Source organism: Geobacter sp. OR-1 (assembly GCF_000813145.1).
GTDB lineage: Bacteria > Desulfobacterota > Desulfuromonadia > Geobacterales > DSM-12255 > Geoanaerobacter.
The window spans coordinates 47,850-63,469 of the sequence record NZ_BAZF01000001.1 but is presented as its reverse complement, the minus strand read 5'-3'; the positions used below and the strand labels follow the sequence as shown (position 1 = coordinate 63,469).

The following is a 15,620-nucleotide window of genomic DNA, read 5'->3' as shown; positions in this document are numbered from 1 at the left end:
GGAATTGACTCTGTTGTTTGATCATGGCATAATCTGCCAAACATTTTAGTGATACTAAAAAGGGAGTGGCGGTCAGCTACTCCCTTCAACTTATATCGTATAGGTAGCCATGCAGCAAGCGGAATTCGTACATTTACATCTGCATACACAGTATTCGCTTCTCGACGGTGCCATCAGGCTGGGCGATCTGGTTGCCAAGGTCAAAGGGTTCGGCATGCCGGCCGTGGCCATTACCGACCATGGCGCCATGTTCGGGGCGATCGAGTTTTACCAGAAGTGCCTGGACAAGGGGATCAAGCCGCTGATCGGGGCAGAGGTCTATGTGGCGCCGGGTTCCCGCTTCAACAAGGAGCAGGGGAGCGTTCCGGGCGAATATTCCAGTTACCACCTGATTCTGCTCTGCGAGAACCTCAAGGGTTACAAAAACCTCTCCCATCTTGTCTCCGCCGGTTTCAAGGAGGGGTTCTACTACAAGCCCAGGATCGACCGGGAGCTGCTCGCCGAGCATTGCGACGGGCTGATCGCACTTTCCGCCTGTCTCAAGGGTGAGGTCGCATCCCAGTGCAGCCGCAACCGGATGGAGGATGCGGTTGCCACTGCCCGCTGGTACAGCGAGCTGTTTCCGGACCGGTACTATATCGAACTTCAGGAGAACACCCTGCCGGAGCAGGCAGTCGCCAATCAACGGCTTATGGAGGTTGCCGCTGAGCTGTCGCTGCCGCTGGTGGCGACCAACGATTGCCATTACCTGAATCGCGAAGACGCCAAGGCGCACGAGGTGCTGCTCTGTATCCAGACCGGCAAGACCATGAACGACGAACACCGGATGCGGTTTTCTGCCGACGAGTTCTATGTCAAGTCGCCGGAGGAGATGGCCGCGGCCTTCCACTATGCGCCGGAGGCGGTGACCAACACGGCGCGGATCGCGGAGCGCTGCAACCTGGAACTGGATTTCAAGACCTACCATTTCCCCAAGTTCGAGCTGCCGGAAGGGAAAAGCCTGGATGACGAACTGGAGCAGGAGGCGATAACCGGCCTGGATTCCCGGCTGGCGACCATCAGGGCCAAGAACCCGGACTTTGTCGACAGCGATGAGCAGATGTACCGCGACCGGCTCCGGATCGAGCTCGATTGTATCAAGCAGATGGGGTTCCCCGGTTATTTCCTGATTGTGGCCGACTTCATCAACTGGGCCAAGGACCAGGGGATTCCGGTCGGTCCGGGCAGGGGCTCGGCAGCCGGTTCCCTGGTGGCGTATTCCATCCGGATCACCGATCTCGACCCGATCCCGTACAACCTGCTGTTCGAGCGGTTCCTGAACCCGGAACGGATCTCGATGCCTGATATCGACGTCGACTTCTGCACCGACCGGCGCGAAGAGGTCATCCAGTACGTTACCGAAAAATATGGCCGTGACAAGGTCTGTCAGATCATCACCTTCGGCACCATGGCGGCGCGCGGGGTCATCCGCGACGTGGGACGCGCCCTGGACATGCCGTATGGCGATGTGGACCGGATCGCCAAGCTGATTCCGGAAGTGTTGAACATCTCCCTCGCCGATGCGCTGAAACAGGAGCCCAAGCTCAACGAGCTGGCTGGCGCTGATCCCAAGGTCAGGGAACTGCTTGATGTGGCGCTCTGCCTGGAAGGGCTGGCCCGCCATGCCTCGACCCACGCCGCCGGGGTCGTGGTGGCGCCGGACCGGCTCGAAGAGTTCTGCCCGGTTTACAAGGATCAGAAGACCGGCCTGATCAACACCCAGTATTCGATGAAATATGTCGAGAAGATCGGCCTGGTAAAGTTCGACTTCCTGGGGCTCAAGAACCTGACGGTCATCGACAACGCGGTCAAGCTGATCCGCCACGGCCGTGACCCTGAGTTCAACATCGCCCTGCTGCGCGATGACGACCGCGAGAGTTACGAGCTGATCTCGGCCGGCAACACCACCGGTATCTTCCAGCTCGAATCGAGCGGCATGAAGGAGATGCTGGTCAAGTTGAAGCCGTCCTGCTTCGAGGACGTTATCGCTGCCTGCGCCCTGTACCGTCCCGGTCCGCTGGGCTCCGGCATGGTCGATGACTTTATCGACCGGAAGCATGGCCGGAAAAAGGTAGTCTACGACCTGCCGCAGCTGGAACCGATTCTTAAGGACACCTACGGCGTCATCGTCTACCAGGAACAGGTCATGCAGATCGCCCGGACCCTGGGGGGGTATTCCCTCGGCGGCGCCGACCTGCTGCGCCGCGCCATGGGAAAGAAAGACCCGGCGGCAATGGCCAAGGAGAAGGACAAGTTCCTGGAGGGGGCCAAAGGCCAGGGGGTGGACCTGAAAAAAGCCGAGGCGATCTTCGACCTGATGGCCAAGTTCGCCGAATACGGCTTCAACAAGTCGCACTCCGCTGCCTACGCCCTGATCGCTTATCAGACCGCTTATCTCAAGGCCCATTACCCGGTGGAGTTCCTGGCGGCGCTGCTCACCGAAGACCGGGAGAAGACCGACAAGATCGTCAAGAATATCGGTGATTGCCGCGACATGGGGATCGAGGTCCTGCCGCCGGACATCAACACCTCCGAGCTCTCCTTCAAGGTCTCCGGCACCTCCATACGGTTCGGCCTGGGTGCCATCAAAAACGTCGGCGAAGGGGCGATCGAGTCGATTCTCGAAGCAAGGTCGGACGGCCCGTTCCGCGACATCTTCGATTTCTGCGAGCGCGTGGACCTGCGCCGGGTGAATAAGCGAGTAATGGAAGCGCTGATCAAGAGCGGGGCGTTCGACTCGACCGGGGCCAACCGTGCTTCGCTGATGGCGATCTTTGAAGAGGCCGTCTCCGTCGGCCAGAAGATCCAGGAGGAGAAGGAGAGTTCGCAGGTCTCCCTGTTCGGGACGGCCGAGATCGTCAAGAGCAACGGCAATGGCCGCGCCAAGCTCCCCAACCTGCCGGAATGGGATGACAAGCTCAAGCTGACCTTTGAGAAGGAGGCCCTTGGGTTCTTCATTACCGGCCACCCGCTAGACCGGTACAGCCGGGATATGAAGCGGTTCACCACCGTGGACACTGCCGGACTCGCAGAGGTGGCGGACGGCAAGGAGGTCAGGATCTGCGGCATCGTGGTGGCGCTGAAAGAGATGATCACCAAAAAAGGGGACCGGATGGGTTTTGCGACCATCGAGGACCTGATCGGCACGGTGGAAGTGGTGGTATTTCCGGAAACCTACGCCAGGTCCGCCGAAATGCTGAAGACCGATGAGCCGCTTGTGGTTTCAGGCACCGTGGATGTCGGCGAGAAGAGCATCAAGATCAAGGCCACCGATATTGCGCCGCTCCTCGAAATCTCTGCCAAGGGTACGAAGCGGGTTCACTTCACGCTGAAGTCCCCCGGGGTTGACCGGCAGCACCTGGTTGAGCTGATGGAGATACTTGCGCGTCACAACGGCAGCTGTGATGCCATGCTGCATATAGAGATCCAGAATCAGTGCCGCGCCACGATACCGCTGGCGAGCCGCTTCAAGGTGGCTGCCAGCGACGACTTGGCGCTGGATGTCGAGAAGCTGGTGGGATATCGTGCCATAGTTTTTGAATAATGGCTTCGCCTATAAATCCGAAGGATTTATCGGTGAGAAGTCACTAAAAAGTCCATCTGCTGCGTTACGCTCGTTGTTCGTCGCTGCGACGTAGCCTACGGCTACGACTCACTCCTCACGTCTCGCAAGCCTTGCAGCTGGAGCTTTTTGCTGTGCCAATGATTTTCGGGCATTAAATATGTGTTTAGCTCAAAGGAGGATATCAATATGGGATTGCAGAATTTTTATATGGAGTTTGAAAAACCGCTGGTTGAGCTGGAAAAAAAGATCGAAGAGCTGAGGGAGATGTCCGGTGATTCTCTCGACCTTGCCACCGAGATCGGCAAGCTGGAGAAAAAGGCGGAGAAGGTCCGGGCCGAAATCTTTTCCGGGCTGTCACGCTGGCAGACGGCCCAGGTGGCGCGCCATCCGAACCGGCCGTTCACGCTCGACTACCTGAATATGATTTTCACTGATTTTATTGAGCTTCATGGCGACAGGCTTTTCGGCGATGATCACGCCATTGTTGCAGGTCTGGCAAAGCTTGACGGTGAGCCGGTGATGGTTATCGGCCACCAGAAGGGTCGGGACACCAAGGAGAAGGTCTATCGGAACTTCGGCATGCCGAACCCGGAAGGTTACCGCAAGGCGTTGCGGCTGATGGGGATGGCCGAGCAGTTCCGGCTCCCGATCATCACCTTTGTCGATACCCCCGGCGCCTACCCCGGCATCGGCGCCGAGGAGCGGGGCCAGGCCGAGGCGATCGCCCGCAACCTGCGGGAGATGGCGGCCCTGACCGTGCCGATCATCGTTGTGATCACCGGTGAGGGGGGTATCCGGCGGCGCGCTGGCCATTGCTGTCGGCGACCGGGTGCTGATGCTGGAGCATTCGGTGTATGCAGTTATCTCCCCCGAGGGGTGCGCGGCGATCCTCTGGTCCGACGGCACCAAGGGTGCCCAGGCCGCCGAAGCGCTCAAGCTCACGGCCAAAGATATCAAGGATCTTGAGGTCATCGACGAGATCGTTCCCGAACCGATGGGAGGCGCCCACCGCAATCATGAGGTCATGGCCAAGACCCTCCATGAAGCGCTTTCGCGGAACATGAAGGAGCTGAAAGCGATCAAACCGGACAAGCTCGTTGACCTGAGATATGACAAGTTCCGCAAGATGTCGCGGTTTATTGAGCAGTAACCAGCTACAGCATCGGTTTACAGACAGGGGCGGCTTGAGACCGCCCCTCATTTTTTGGAGGAGAGCATGCAGGAGCGTCTGCAGAAGATACTTGCCGGTGCCGGAATCGCATCGCGCCGGGCTGCCGAGCAGCTGATCGTTGCCGGCCGGGTCAAGGTGAACGGAGTTGCCGTGACCGAACTCGGGAGCAAGGCCGATCCGGATGTCGATGAGATTACTGTTGATGGCAACCGGGTTAAACCGGTCGCTACCAAGGTCTATATCCTGCTGTTCAAGCCGTCGGGATACATGACCACCCTGAAGGACCCTGAGGGGAGACCGGTAGTAACCGATCTGCTGAAGGGGGTGGAGGAGCGGGTCTTCCCGGTGGGGAGGCTCGACTACAACACCGAAGGGCTCCTGCTGCTGACAAATGACGGTGAATGGGCCAACCGGCTGATGCATCCGCGCCACGAGGTCGAAAAGGAGTATCATGTGCGTGTGCGGGGGATGGTAACGCCGGGCCAGATTTCACTGCTGGCCAACGGTGTGGAGCTGGACGACGGCATGACTGCGCCGGCCAAAGTCAGCTTGATCAAGGCGAGCGATAATAATACCTGGCTTTCCATTGCCATCCATGAAGGGCGGTACCGCCAGGTCCGGCGGATGTGCGAGGCGGTTTCGCTCAGCGTTGTCCGGCTCAAGCGCGCCAGGTACGGGAATCTGGATCTAAATGGCCTGAACCCCGGCCAGTTCCGGCACCTCTCGAAAATCGAGGTCGATGGGCTTTATCAGGGGGGAGCAGAGCGCGGCAGTGACAGGGGTAACAAAGTTAACGGGATTATTAAGAAATCGAAGGGAAAAATGACCGGATTACCCAAAAAATAAGGTCAAAAACCGTTGTTATAACCATAAGTGTTTCTGAAGTACTAATGATATCAAGGTGTTTGCTGTGCGGTACATTTCGTGCAGAAATATTTTCATCACAAGGCTGGTTAAGCAAAATGACCGTATAATTGCATCCGCAGAAAAGTTTGTTATCCTAGATCCGTAATTGACATGCATCGCTCGACTTATTGTTATGAGTTTTTTTTTGTAGCACGGGGTGAGGGGGAGACTATGCGGGGAGGGATCATATCTGTTGCAGCAGCAGGTTTCCTGTTGCTCGCGTCTTCAATGCCGGTTCATGCCGATGTCGACATGGATGAACCCGGATATTCACAACAATATTATGTCACGCCCTTAACGACCAGTCCCAGCAGCAATGACAATCCGGTATATTCAGACCCGGTGGCCCAATCCGGCGGCTCCGGAAGCGTGGAGCAGTCCAAGACGTTCAATTCCTGTTTCAAGGCGGCAAAGCATGGCGACGTCCAGGCTCAGTTCAACCTGGGTTACATGCATTACAACGGCTTCGGGGTACCCGTGGACAAGGCCCGTGCCGCAGTCTGGTTCAAGAAGGCAGCGGTTAGGGGACACCTTGAGGCACAGAAGATCCTGGGGTTCATGTATGTCAATGGTGACGGCGTAGCTCAGGATTATAGCGAAGCGGTCGTCTGGTTCCGGATGAGCGCTGAGAGCGGCGATTCCCTGTCCCAGTACAGTATCGGCAGCATCTATTACAACGGCCTGGGAATGGAACCGGACAAGGAAGCAGCAGCATTCTGGTGCCGCAAGGCCGCCGAACAGGGGGAGCCGAAGGCCCAGTTCATTCTTGGTTCGATGTATGTTCGGGGCGAAGGCCTGGCACGCGACTACGACCAGGCAGTCAAGTGGTTTTCACGGAGCGCGGACCAGGGGAACGTCGAGGCGATGTTGAGCCTGGGACTGCTTTACTATAACGGCTGGGGAGTTCCGCAGGATCGCGAAGAGGCTCTCAAGCTCAGTCTCCTCTCTGCCGAGGGAGGAAACGCACAGGCGCGGCTGGTTCTGAACAGCATGCTCAAACACAAGAAAGGGCAGCAGGCCGCTCTGGGTGACAGCGTAGCGCTGAAGAAGTAGCCGCTGGCCATCAGTCTGATCGATCAAGCCGCACGAGGATAGTGCGGCTTTTTTTGTTGCATACCTTAGCCATCTCCCGTAATTTTCAGTAACCCGATTCTTTCCTTATGACATATCCTGTCGCACTGACGGTGTATCTATCAGACCATGACCGAAGCGATCCGACTATTTACGAGCAACAGGCTGGAACTGCTGGCAGAACGGTTGGCGTCAGTGGTCCGTACCCCATTGGCCGATCCCCTGGAGCAGGAGATGATCGTGGTCCAGAGCCGGGGCATGGAGCGCTGGCTTGCCATGCAGCTCTCCGGGAGGCTCGGAGTCTGGGCCAACTGCCGGTACCCGTTTCCCAATGCTCTGGCCTGGGAGATGTTCCGGCTGGTCTTGCCCGCGCTTCCGGAGGAGAATCCGTATGCCCCGGAGGCAATGTCATGGCGGCTGATGGCGGTCATCCCGGCCTGCCTCGAACAGGACGGGTTCGCGCCGCTTAAGGGTTATCTGGCGGAAGACCGGCGGGGGATCAAGCTGTTTCAGCTCGCCGGGGCGGTTGCCGACCTTTTCGACCAGTACACACTTTTCAGGCCGGAGATGATCAAAGGATGGGAGCAGGGGCGTTCCTGCGACGACTGCTGCTGGCAGGCAGAATTGTGGCGGCGGATCTCTCCGGAGGGGAAGGGGGTGCATCGCGGCGCGCTGCTGGAAGATTTCCGCAAGGCGATGCGCCGGAAGGCACCGTTGCCGGCGCAACTGCCGGCAAGGATTTCCGTGTTCGGCATCCCGTCTCTGCCGCCATACCATCTCGAAATCCTGGCAGCCTTATCCCGGCGGATCGAAGTCAATCTGTTTCTCCTCAACCCCAGCAGCAGGCACTGGTTCCAGATCGTCTCGCCTTTGGAAAAGGTACGGAAGATCTGCAAGAACCCGGATCAGCCGGGGCTGTTCGACCTGCTGGAGGTCGGCAACCCGCTCCTCGCCTCCCAAGGGGGGCAGGGCCGGGATTTTTTCGAGATGCTGTACGAGGAATTCCCGCTCGACGACAGTAACGGCGGCCTGTTCCGGAAACCGGAGGCAAGCGGGATGCTGGCCGCGATCCAGCGCGACATCCTGGATCTGGCCGATGCCACCTCTGGCCAAAGGCCGCTGCAGGTCATCGCCGACTCCGACTGTTCCCTCCAGCTCCACTCCTGCCATTCCCCGTTGCGGGAGGTGGAGGTCCTTCACGACCGGCTGCTCGATCTCTTTGAGGCAATGCCGGGGCTCACCCCACGCGATGTTATCGTCATGACCCCGCAGATCGACGAATATGCCCCGTTTATCGCCGCAGTGTTCGGCGGGGTGAAAGACCCGGAGCGCCGGATTCCGTTCAGTGTGGCCGACCGGACCATGGCTGTTGCCGGTTCGCTGGCAAGGACGTTTGTCGATCTCCTCGCCAGTGCAGAGAGCAGGTTCGAGGCATCACGGATCATGGACCTCCTGGAAAACCGGTTCGTTGCCAGGCGGTTCGGGCTTGACGACGACGGGTTGGCGGCTTGCCGGCGCTGGATAACCGGATGCGGCATCCGCTGGGGGATCGATGCTGCCGACCGGGCCGAAGAGGGGCTCCCCGCCTTCGGCGCCAACTCCTGGTCGGACGGCCTGGACCGGCTCCTGCTCGGTTATGCCATGTCCGGCGACAACGCGGCGCTGTTTAAAGGGCTGCTTCCCTATCCGGATATCGAAGGTGGGGAGGCCCGCAGCCTCGGAGGGGTTGTCGTCTTTTGCGAGGCCCTGTTCGAGTTGCGCCGTTTAAGGAACAAAGAACGGACCACCGCCGAATGGGCCTCCTATCTCTCCGGCTTGCTGGAGCGGCTCTTTCTCCCTGACGACGAGGCCCAGGCTGAGTATCTCTATCTTGTTTCCTCTTTTGACGAACTCCGCCGGAGAGGGGAGGCGACCGGTTTCAGCGGCGTCGTGTCGCTGGCCGTTATCCGTTCCTGGCTCACGGGGCGGCTCGCCAGGGCCGGTGCTGCCGAGGGGTTCCTGACCGGTAGGGTGACCTTCTGCGCCATGCTGCCGATGCGCAGCATCCCCTTCCGCGTGGTAGCCCTGCTGGGGATGAACGACGGCGTCTTCCCGCGCCAGCATCGTCCGTCCGGATTTGACCTGATGGCGGCAGCGCCGAAAAGGTGCGACCGCTCGATCAGAAACGAGGACCGCTACCTGTTCCTGGAATCGCTCCTGTCGGCACGGGATGCCTTGTATATCAGCTATGTCGGCCAGAGCGGCAGGGACAACTCCCTCCTCCCCCCTTCCGTGGTCGTGAGCGAGCTGCTCGACTATGCGGAACGGGCCTTCACTCTCCCCGGAGTGCCGGAAAACCGGCGGAGAAGTGCGGTCCGGGAGCGGATAGCAGTCAGGCACCGTCTGCAGCCGTTCCACAGAGATTATTTCAACAGCGGCCTTGACCGGCTGTTCAGCTATTCGGTGGAAAACTGCGCTGCCGCCGGTTCCAGGCAGACCGGCGGCGGGACGTCCGTTGTTCATTCCGGCCTGCCGCTGCTACCGCCTGATTCTGCCGGGCATTGTCTGACGATCGAGCAGCTGGCGGCATTCCTCAGAAACCCGGCCGATTGTTTCCTGAAAAGGGCGGGGATCAGGATCGAGCCTGTTGCCCCGCCGATGGAAGACCGGGAGCCGTTCGCCATCGCCGGGCTGGATGCCTACCGGATCACCACGGAACTGGTGGCGGATCTTCTGGCCGGAAGCGACCCCGCCTCTAAGGCGGAGATTTTCGGCGCCTGCGGGATGCTCCCACCCGCTGCAGTCGGACGGGTCGGGTACGCGGCACTGAAGGGAAAGGCAGAGCGTTTTGCCTCCCTGCTGGCGCCTTACGCCTCTGTTCCCGCATTGGAGCCTCTGGAGATCGATCTGACCATTTCCGGCTGCCGTCTCACCGGCCGGCTGACCGGGATAACTGCCGACAATCTTCTGAGATACCGCTGCGCGAGGCTCAAGGCAAAGGATCTGCTCAACTGCTGGCTCCATCACCTCCTGCTCAACCTCGTTGCCCCGGAAGGTTATCCCTGCCGGAGCCGGCTGATCGCTCTCGACTGCCGGCAGGAATTCGTCCCCTGCCATGATGCCGGCCCGATCCTTTCTGCGCTGGTGGGACTGTATCTGAAAGGGCTGGGCGAGCCGATCCCCTTCTTCCCGGAGACCTCATACGAATTTGCGGTCAACCCGGATAGGGTCGACAAGCTGCTTCCGATCTGGAACGGCTATGAGAGCGGCAAGACCAGGCACCCCGGCGAGTGCGAGTCGTCGAGCGCCTTTGAGCTGTTCTTCGGACCGCAGCAGCCGGAGGAGCTGTTTTCCTCTGCCGCTTTTCGCGAGACCGCGCAGGCGGTCTATCTCCCGTTGCTGGCTTGCATCAGGAAGGAGGGGGAATGAGAGAGCTGGATCTTTTCATGTCTCTCTCCGGCGGGACCGTGGTCATCGAGGCGGCGGCCGGGACCGGCAAAACTTACTCAATTGCGGCGCTCTTCCTAAGGCTGGTGGTCGAAAAAGAGATTCCGGTGGATGCCATCCTGGTGGTGACCTTTACCGAGGCTGCCACCGAAGAGCTGCGCGACCGGATCCGGGAGAGGCTCTGCCGTGCGGTTGAGGCCTTTTCGGGCGAAGAGCCGGCCGACGAATTCCTTGCCGGGCTGGTCCACAGGAGTCCGGACCGGCTGAAGGCGCTGCAGTTGCTGGCGCTGGCGCTGGCATCCTTTGATGCTGCCGCTATCCACACCATTCACGGTTTCTGCAGCAGGGTCCTGCAGGAACATGCCTTCGAGTGCGGCTCCCTGTTCGACGCCGAGCTGCTGGCCGACCAGTCGCGCCTGATCCGGGAGATTGCCGAGGATGCCTGGCGCCGCCACTTCTATCCTGCCGATGAATCGTTCATTGCCTACGCCGTCAGGGCCGGCTGTTCCATTGACAGTATCTGCCGGCTGCTGCAGCAGGTTGTCTCCCGCTTCTCCCTGGAGGTTCTTCCGGATGTGGCCCCAGTTGACCCGGCTCCGCAGAAGGAGCAATGCCTGAGAGCCTTTGCCGCACTGCAGGGAGGCTGGCCCCGGGCAAGGGAACGGGTCTTGGAACTCCTTACTGCTCCAGACCTGTTGAGCCAGAGTTCGTACCGGCGGTCGAGCATTCCCGGCTGGATCGAGGAGGTCGACGGTTTCCTTAAGCAGGACGATCCGCTCGCTTACCCGGAGAAACTGCACAAGTTCACTGTTTCATCGCTAACCGCGGCAACCAGGAAAGGGAAAGACGCTCCCGAAGATCCGTTCTTCGCATCCTGCGAGAGGTTCCTGGAAACCGCAACCGGGCTGGAAGACGCCTATCATACCAACCTGCTCGCCATCCGGTCCGGGGTTGCGGCCCAGGCCAGGGAAGAACTCGCCCGCCGGAAAGAACAGGGAAGCCTCCGTTCTTACGACGATCTGCTCGGGATGCTCTACGACGCGCTGAACGGCACTGGCGGGGAACTGCTCAAAGAGCGGGTCAGGAGCCGTTTCCATGCCGGGCTGATCGACGAGTTTCAGGACACCGACCCGGTGCAGTACCGGATCTTTTCCGGGATCTTCAGCAAGAGCGATGCGACGCTGGTCTTTATCGGCGACCCGAAGCAGGCGATCTACAGCTTCCGGGGGGCCGACCTCAATGCCTACCTCGCCGCAGTAAGGGGGCGAGAGGCAGAGAGTTCGTTCACACTGCTCAGGAACTGGCGGTCCACCCCGGAACTGCTCAAGGCGTTCAATGCCATGTTCAGCGGTGAGCTGCCGTTTCTGCTCCCGGAGATCGAATACCGGGAGGTCATTCCCGGCCGGTATCGCGATGGTGAGGGGCTGTTCCCGGGCCAGCCGCCGTTCGTGGTCCGCACTTACAACAGCGGCAACGATAAGCCGCTGGCCAAAGGTAAGGGTGAGCGGCTGGTTGCTGTTGATGTCGCAAGGGAGGTGGCGTCTTTGCTGGCCGCCGGCATCAGGGGGGAGGCGATTATTTCCGGGAAGCCGCTTAGCGCAGGGGATATTGCGGTCCTGGTCCGGAAGAACCACCAGGGGCGGATGGTCCAGGCCGCGCTCGCCGAGCTGGGGATACCGAGCGTGATGCACGGCACCGAGAGTCTGTTCCGTTCCCGTGAAGTGCTGGAACTCCACCGGCTGCTCGTTGCCCTCCTCGACCCCGGCGATGGCCGGCGTTTCCGGGGGGCGCTCGTTACCGACATGCTCGGCCGGTCACCGGTCGCGCTTGCCGGGATGGCTGCCGATGCCCCTGAATGGACCGATCTGCTCGAACGGTTTCGGAGCTACGGCGACAAGTGGCTCAATCACGGCTTCATGGTGATGGCAATGGAGCTGCTGGCAGCCGAGGGGGTGAGGCCGAGACTGCTGGCGTTCCCGGACGGCGAGCGGCGCCTGACCAACCTGCTGCATGCCGTAGAACTGCTGCATCACGCGGAACTGGAGCGGGAGCTCGGCCCCGAGGGGCTGATCTCCTGGCTGGCGGAGCATATCACTGAGGCGCCGGATGTCGATGAATACCAGTTACGGCTGGAGACCGACGAAAGCTGCATCCAGCTGGTCACCATCCACCGGAGCAAGGGGCTGGAGTATCCGGTGGTCTTCTGCCCGTTCGCCTGGGAAGGTGCCCGCCGGGAGACTGCGCCTGTTTTCCATCGCGGTGATCAGCTGTTTCTCGATATCGGGTCTGATGAACTGGACGATAATCTCAGGAAGGCAGGGGAAGAGCAGTTTGCCGAAGACCTCCGTCTTCTGTACGTGGCGCTGACCAGGGCAAAGTACCGCTGTTACCTGGCCTGGGGGAGGTTCAGGTCGTCGGGTTCATCGGCCCTGGCGTATCTGCTGCACCGGCCGCCCCTCGACGGTGCCTGTGACCCGGTGGCGGCTACCGACAGGTTCATGGCGGAACTGGACGACAATCAGGAGGCCGAGGTGCTGCAGCGCCTTGTGGCGCTTGCGCAGGGCGCGATCCGGGTCGAAACTGCTGCTGAAACCCCGGCCCCTGTGGTGGGGCAGGCTGCCCTTGATACTGCGCCGCTCTCGGCACGGTCTTTCCGGGGGAGCATCGAGACCGGCTGGCGTGTGACCAGCTTTACCGGGCTCACATCCTCCCGCCATCATGCCATCGAGCTGCCGGATCGGGACGCCGGCCGGAGCGCTGGGGCTGGCCTCTCCGCCGCCGAGCCGCCGCCGGCCGGCAGTATCTTCGAGTTTCCGGCCGGAGCGCAGGCCGGTACCTGCCTGCACGCGATCCTGGAGCGGGTGGATTTTAGCGCATTGGCGCGGCACGAGCTTCTACCTCTGGTATCGGAACAGCTGTCCCTGCACCGGTTTCCCGCCGACTGGACCGATACCGTGGCCGCCATGATTGCCGATACCGTGGCTGCACCCCTTGCCATCGGCAGTGAGACCGTAACCCTGTCGCAGCTCCTCCCCGCCAGCTGGCGCCCGGAAATGGAATTCATGCTGCCGCTCGATTCCATAGGCCCCGAATCCCTGGCAGCCGTGTTCCGGCGGCATGGCGACATGGCCAGGTTCCCGGAGCAGCTGGCCGACCTGGGGTTTTCCACGGTCAAGGGGATGCTGCGCGGCTTCATCGACCTGGTCTTCAGGGTGGATGGCCGGTACTACCTGATCGACTGGAAATCGAACCATCTGGGCAACCGTTGGTCCGACTACGCCCCGGGACTGCTGGCAGACGCGATGGACCGGGAGTTCTATACCCTGCAGTATCATCTCTACACCGTGGCGCTGCACCGTTTTCTGTCCGTCAGGGTTCCTGATTACGACTATGAACGGCATTTCGGCGGGGTGTTTTACCTGTTCCTGCGCGGCATCCACAAGGATTTCCCCGGAACCGGGGTCTTTGCCGCCAGGCCGTCGCCGGGGCTGGTTTTTGAACTGGCCGGTCTGATCTCTTCTTGCGAGGCGTGCACACATGACAACTGACCGGACGGCCACAGGATCGACCCTGGAACTCGGGGTGCTGGACCGGGTGTTTGCCGGATTCATCTGCCGTCTCGCCAATGGCGGGTCCCGCAGCCTCTGGCTGGCCGCTGCCTTTGCCTCTGCGGCTGCTGCCAACGGGAGCGTCTGCGCGGAACTGGACGATCTGGCGGCCGGGGAGGCGGTTGCCGTTGCCCGGGCCGAGGGGTTCGGCGAACCGCAGGATGCGCCCTGGCTCGATCCGGAGCAGTGGGTGCGGGAACTGGAACGGTACGATGTCGTTACCCCCCCCGGCGGTTTCGCCCCATTGGTGCTCGATGCTTGCCGCAGGCTCTATCTGCATCGGTACTGGAGCTACGAGAGCGGCCTGGGGGAAGCGCTGCTCCGGTTGGCGGCAGACCGTTGCAAGGATCTTGATGTGCAGGCGCTCGCCGCTGGGCTGGAGCGGTTGTTCCCGGCCGGCAAGCCGGAGGATGGCCCGGATTGGCAGCGCCTGGCAGCGTTCGTGGCTGCCCGCAGCTCCCTGGCGGTAATTGCCGGCGGGCCCGGCACCGGCAAGACCACGACGGTCGTGAAAATCCTGGCGCTGCTGCTGGAACTCCACCGGGGAAAGGAGTTGCGCATCGCTCTGGCCGCACCGACGGGCAAGGCTGCTGCCCGCCTGATCGAGGCGGTCAGCCAGGCCCTGGAAAGCCTGGCGCTTCCCGAGGAGATCAGGGCCGGAATCCCCGGGGAAGCGTATACCCTGCACCGGCTGCTCGGCTACCTGCCGGGATCGGCCGGCTTCAGGCACCATGCCGGAGATCCGCTCCCTTATGACGTCCTGGTCGTTGATGAATCGTCCATGGTGGATCTCCCCTTGATGGCCAAACTGGTTGCTGCCGTCCCTTCGCGCTGCCGCCTGCTGCTGCTGGGGGACAGCGACCAGCTGGCATCGGTCGAGCCGGGGTCGGTGCTGGGCGATATCTGCCATCCCGGGTACCGGAACCGTTTTGCGCCAGCAATTCACGAAGAATACGCGGCCGTCTCCGGAACTATACTCCCCAATCCGCCGGTGGTCCCGGCGCCGCCGCTTTGCGGCTCGATTGTCACCCTGGTAAAGAGCCGGCGCTTTACGGAATCCAGCGGCATTGCCGCGGTGAGCAGGCTGGTGAACGAAGGGCGGGGTGCGGAGGCGCTGGAGCTGATGAACTCCGGCAGTGCGGCCGATATCTCCTGGCGGGAACTGCCGGCCGCAGCCGATCTGGCAACGCAGTTGCTGCGGCCCCTAGTGGACGGATACGGCGAGTATCTGGCCACCGGCGATCCTGCGGAATGCCTGGAGCGGTTCGGCCGGAGCAGGATACTGTCGCCGATCCGTCATGGCGCCTACGGCGTGCAGCAGGTCAATGCCATCGCCGAACAGGCCCTTGGCCTGAGGACGCTCCGTTCCGGCACCCCGGAGTGGTATCCGTACCGTCCGGTACTGGTCACCCGGAACGATTATCAGTTAGGGCTTGCCAACGGCGATGTCGGTATCGCGCTCCCCTGTGAAGATCGCGAGGGGCTGTATGCCTGGTTTCCCTCTCCTGCGGGTAATTGCCGCCGGTTTTCGCCCCTGGCCCTGAAATCGTGCGATACGGTTTTTAGCATGACCGTTCACAAGAGCCAGGGTTCGGAATTCGATTCCCTGCTGATCCTGCTCCCACCGGCCTGCGGGGAGATCCTGACTCGGGAGCTGATTTATACCGCGATTACCAGGGGGAGGAAGCGGGTGGAGATCTGGGGAAGCGAGGAGATCTTCGTTGCAGCGGTTGACCGCAGGATTCAGCGCAGCTCCGGCCTCAGGGAGCGGCTCTGGGGGTAGGACAACTCAGCTGGTGTAAACGATAAAGGCCCGCGATTTGAGCGGGCCTTT

General features: G+C 61.1%; 6 protein-coding genes and 1 pseudogene. All 7 read left to right on the top strand.

The window, feature by feature from the left end; translation table 11 throughout:
- The first annotated feature begins 109 nt into the window (after positions 1–109).
- Positions 110–3,583, top strand: coding sequence for a DNA polymerase III subunit alpha (gene dnaE / locus OR1_RS00235; protein WP_041969234.1), 3,474 nt, complete (start codon positions 110–112; stop codon positions 3,581–3,583).
- Positions 3,584–3,790: 207 nt separating this feature from the next.
- Positions 3,791–4,754 (top strand): annotated as a pseudogene (locus tag OR1_RS00230) (acetyl-CoA carboxylase carboxyltransferase subunit alpha).
- A gap of 66 nt (positions 4,755–4,820) precedes the next feature.
- Positions 4,821–5,621 carry a pseudouridine synthase gene (locus tag OR1_RS00225; protein WP_041969233.1) on the top strand — a complete coding sequence of 267 codons (801 nt, stop codon included), beginning with the start codon at positions 4,821–4,823 and terminating at the stop codon, positions 5,619–5,621.
- A gap of 231 nt (positions 5,622–5,852) precedes the next feature.
- Positions 5,853–6,734 (top strand): tetratricopeptide repeat protein, encoded by an 882-nt coding sequence (locus OR1_RS00220; protein WP_052440162.1) that lies wholly within the window; start codon positions 5,853–5,855, stop codon positions 6,732–6,734.
- 147 nt (positions 6,735–6,881) lie between these two features.
- Positions 6,882–10,160 (top strand): exodeoxyribonuclease V subunit gamma, encoded by a 3,279-nt coding sequence (gene recC / locus OR1_RS00215; RefSeq protein WP_041969231.1) that lies wholly within the window; start codon positions 6,882–6,884, stop codon positions 10,158–10,160.
- Positions 10,157–13,726: an exodeoxyribonuclease V subunit beta gene (gene recB, locus OR1_RS00210; protein WP_041969229.1), complete on the top strand. Its 3,570-nt coding sequence runs from the start codon at positions 10,157–10,159 to the stop codon at positions 13,724–13,726. The genes recC and recB overlap by 4 nt, the downstream gene beginning before the upstream one ends.
- Positions 13,716–15,569: an exodeoxyribonuclease V subunit alpha gene (gene recD / locus OR1_RS00205; RefSeq protein WP_041969227.1), complete on the top strand. Its 1,854-nt coding sequence runs from the start codon at positions 13,716–13,718 to the stop codon at positions 15,567–15,569. Before recB ends, recD begins: the two co-directional genes overlap by 11 nt.
- Positions 15,570–15,620: the final 51 nt, after the last annotated feature.

What these genes read in the sequence shown, in the direction of transcription:
- dnaE (WP_041969234.1), top strand. Translation starts at nt 110, where the DNA reads ATGCAGCAAGCGGAATTCGTACATTTACATCTGCATACACAGTATTCG.
- OR1_RS00225 (WP_041969233.1), top strand. Translation starts at nt 4,821, where the DNA reads ATGCAGGAGCGTCTGCAGAAGATACTTGCCGGTGCCGGAATCGCATCG.
- OR1_RS00220 (WP_052440162.1), top strand. Translation starts at nt 5,853, where the DNA reads ATGCGGGGAGGGATCATATCTGTTGCAGCAGCAGGTTTCCTGTTGCTC.
- recC (WP_041969231.1), top strand. Translation starts at nt 6,882, where the DNA reads ATGACCGAAGCGATCCGACTATTTACGAGCAACAGGCTGGAACTGCTG.
- recB (WP_041969229.1), top strand. Translation starts at nt 10,157, where the DNA reads ATGAGAGAGCTGGATCTTTTCATGTCTCTCTCCGGCGGGACCGTGGTC.
- recD (WP_041969227.1), top strand. Translation starts at nt 13,716, where the DNA reads ATGACAACTGACCGGACGGCCACAGGATCGACCCTGGAACTCGGGGTG.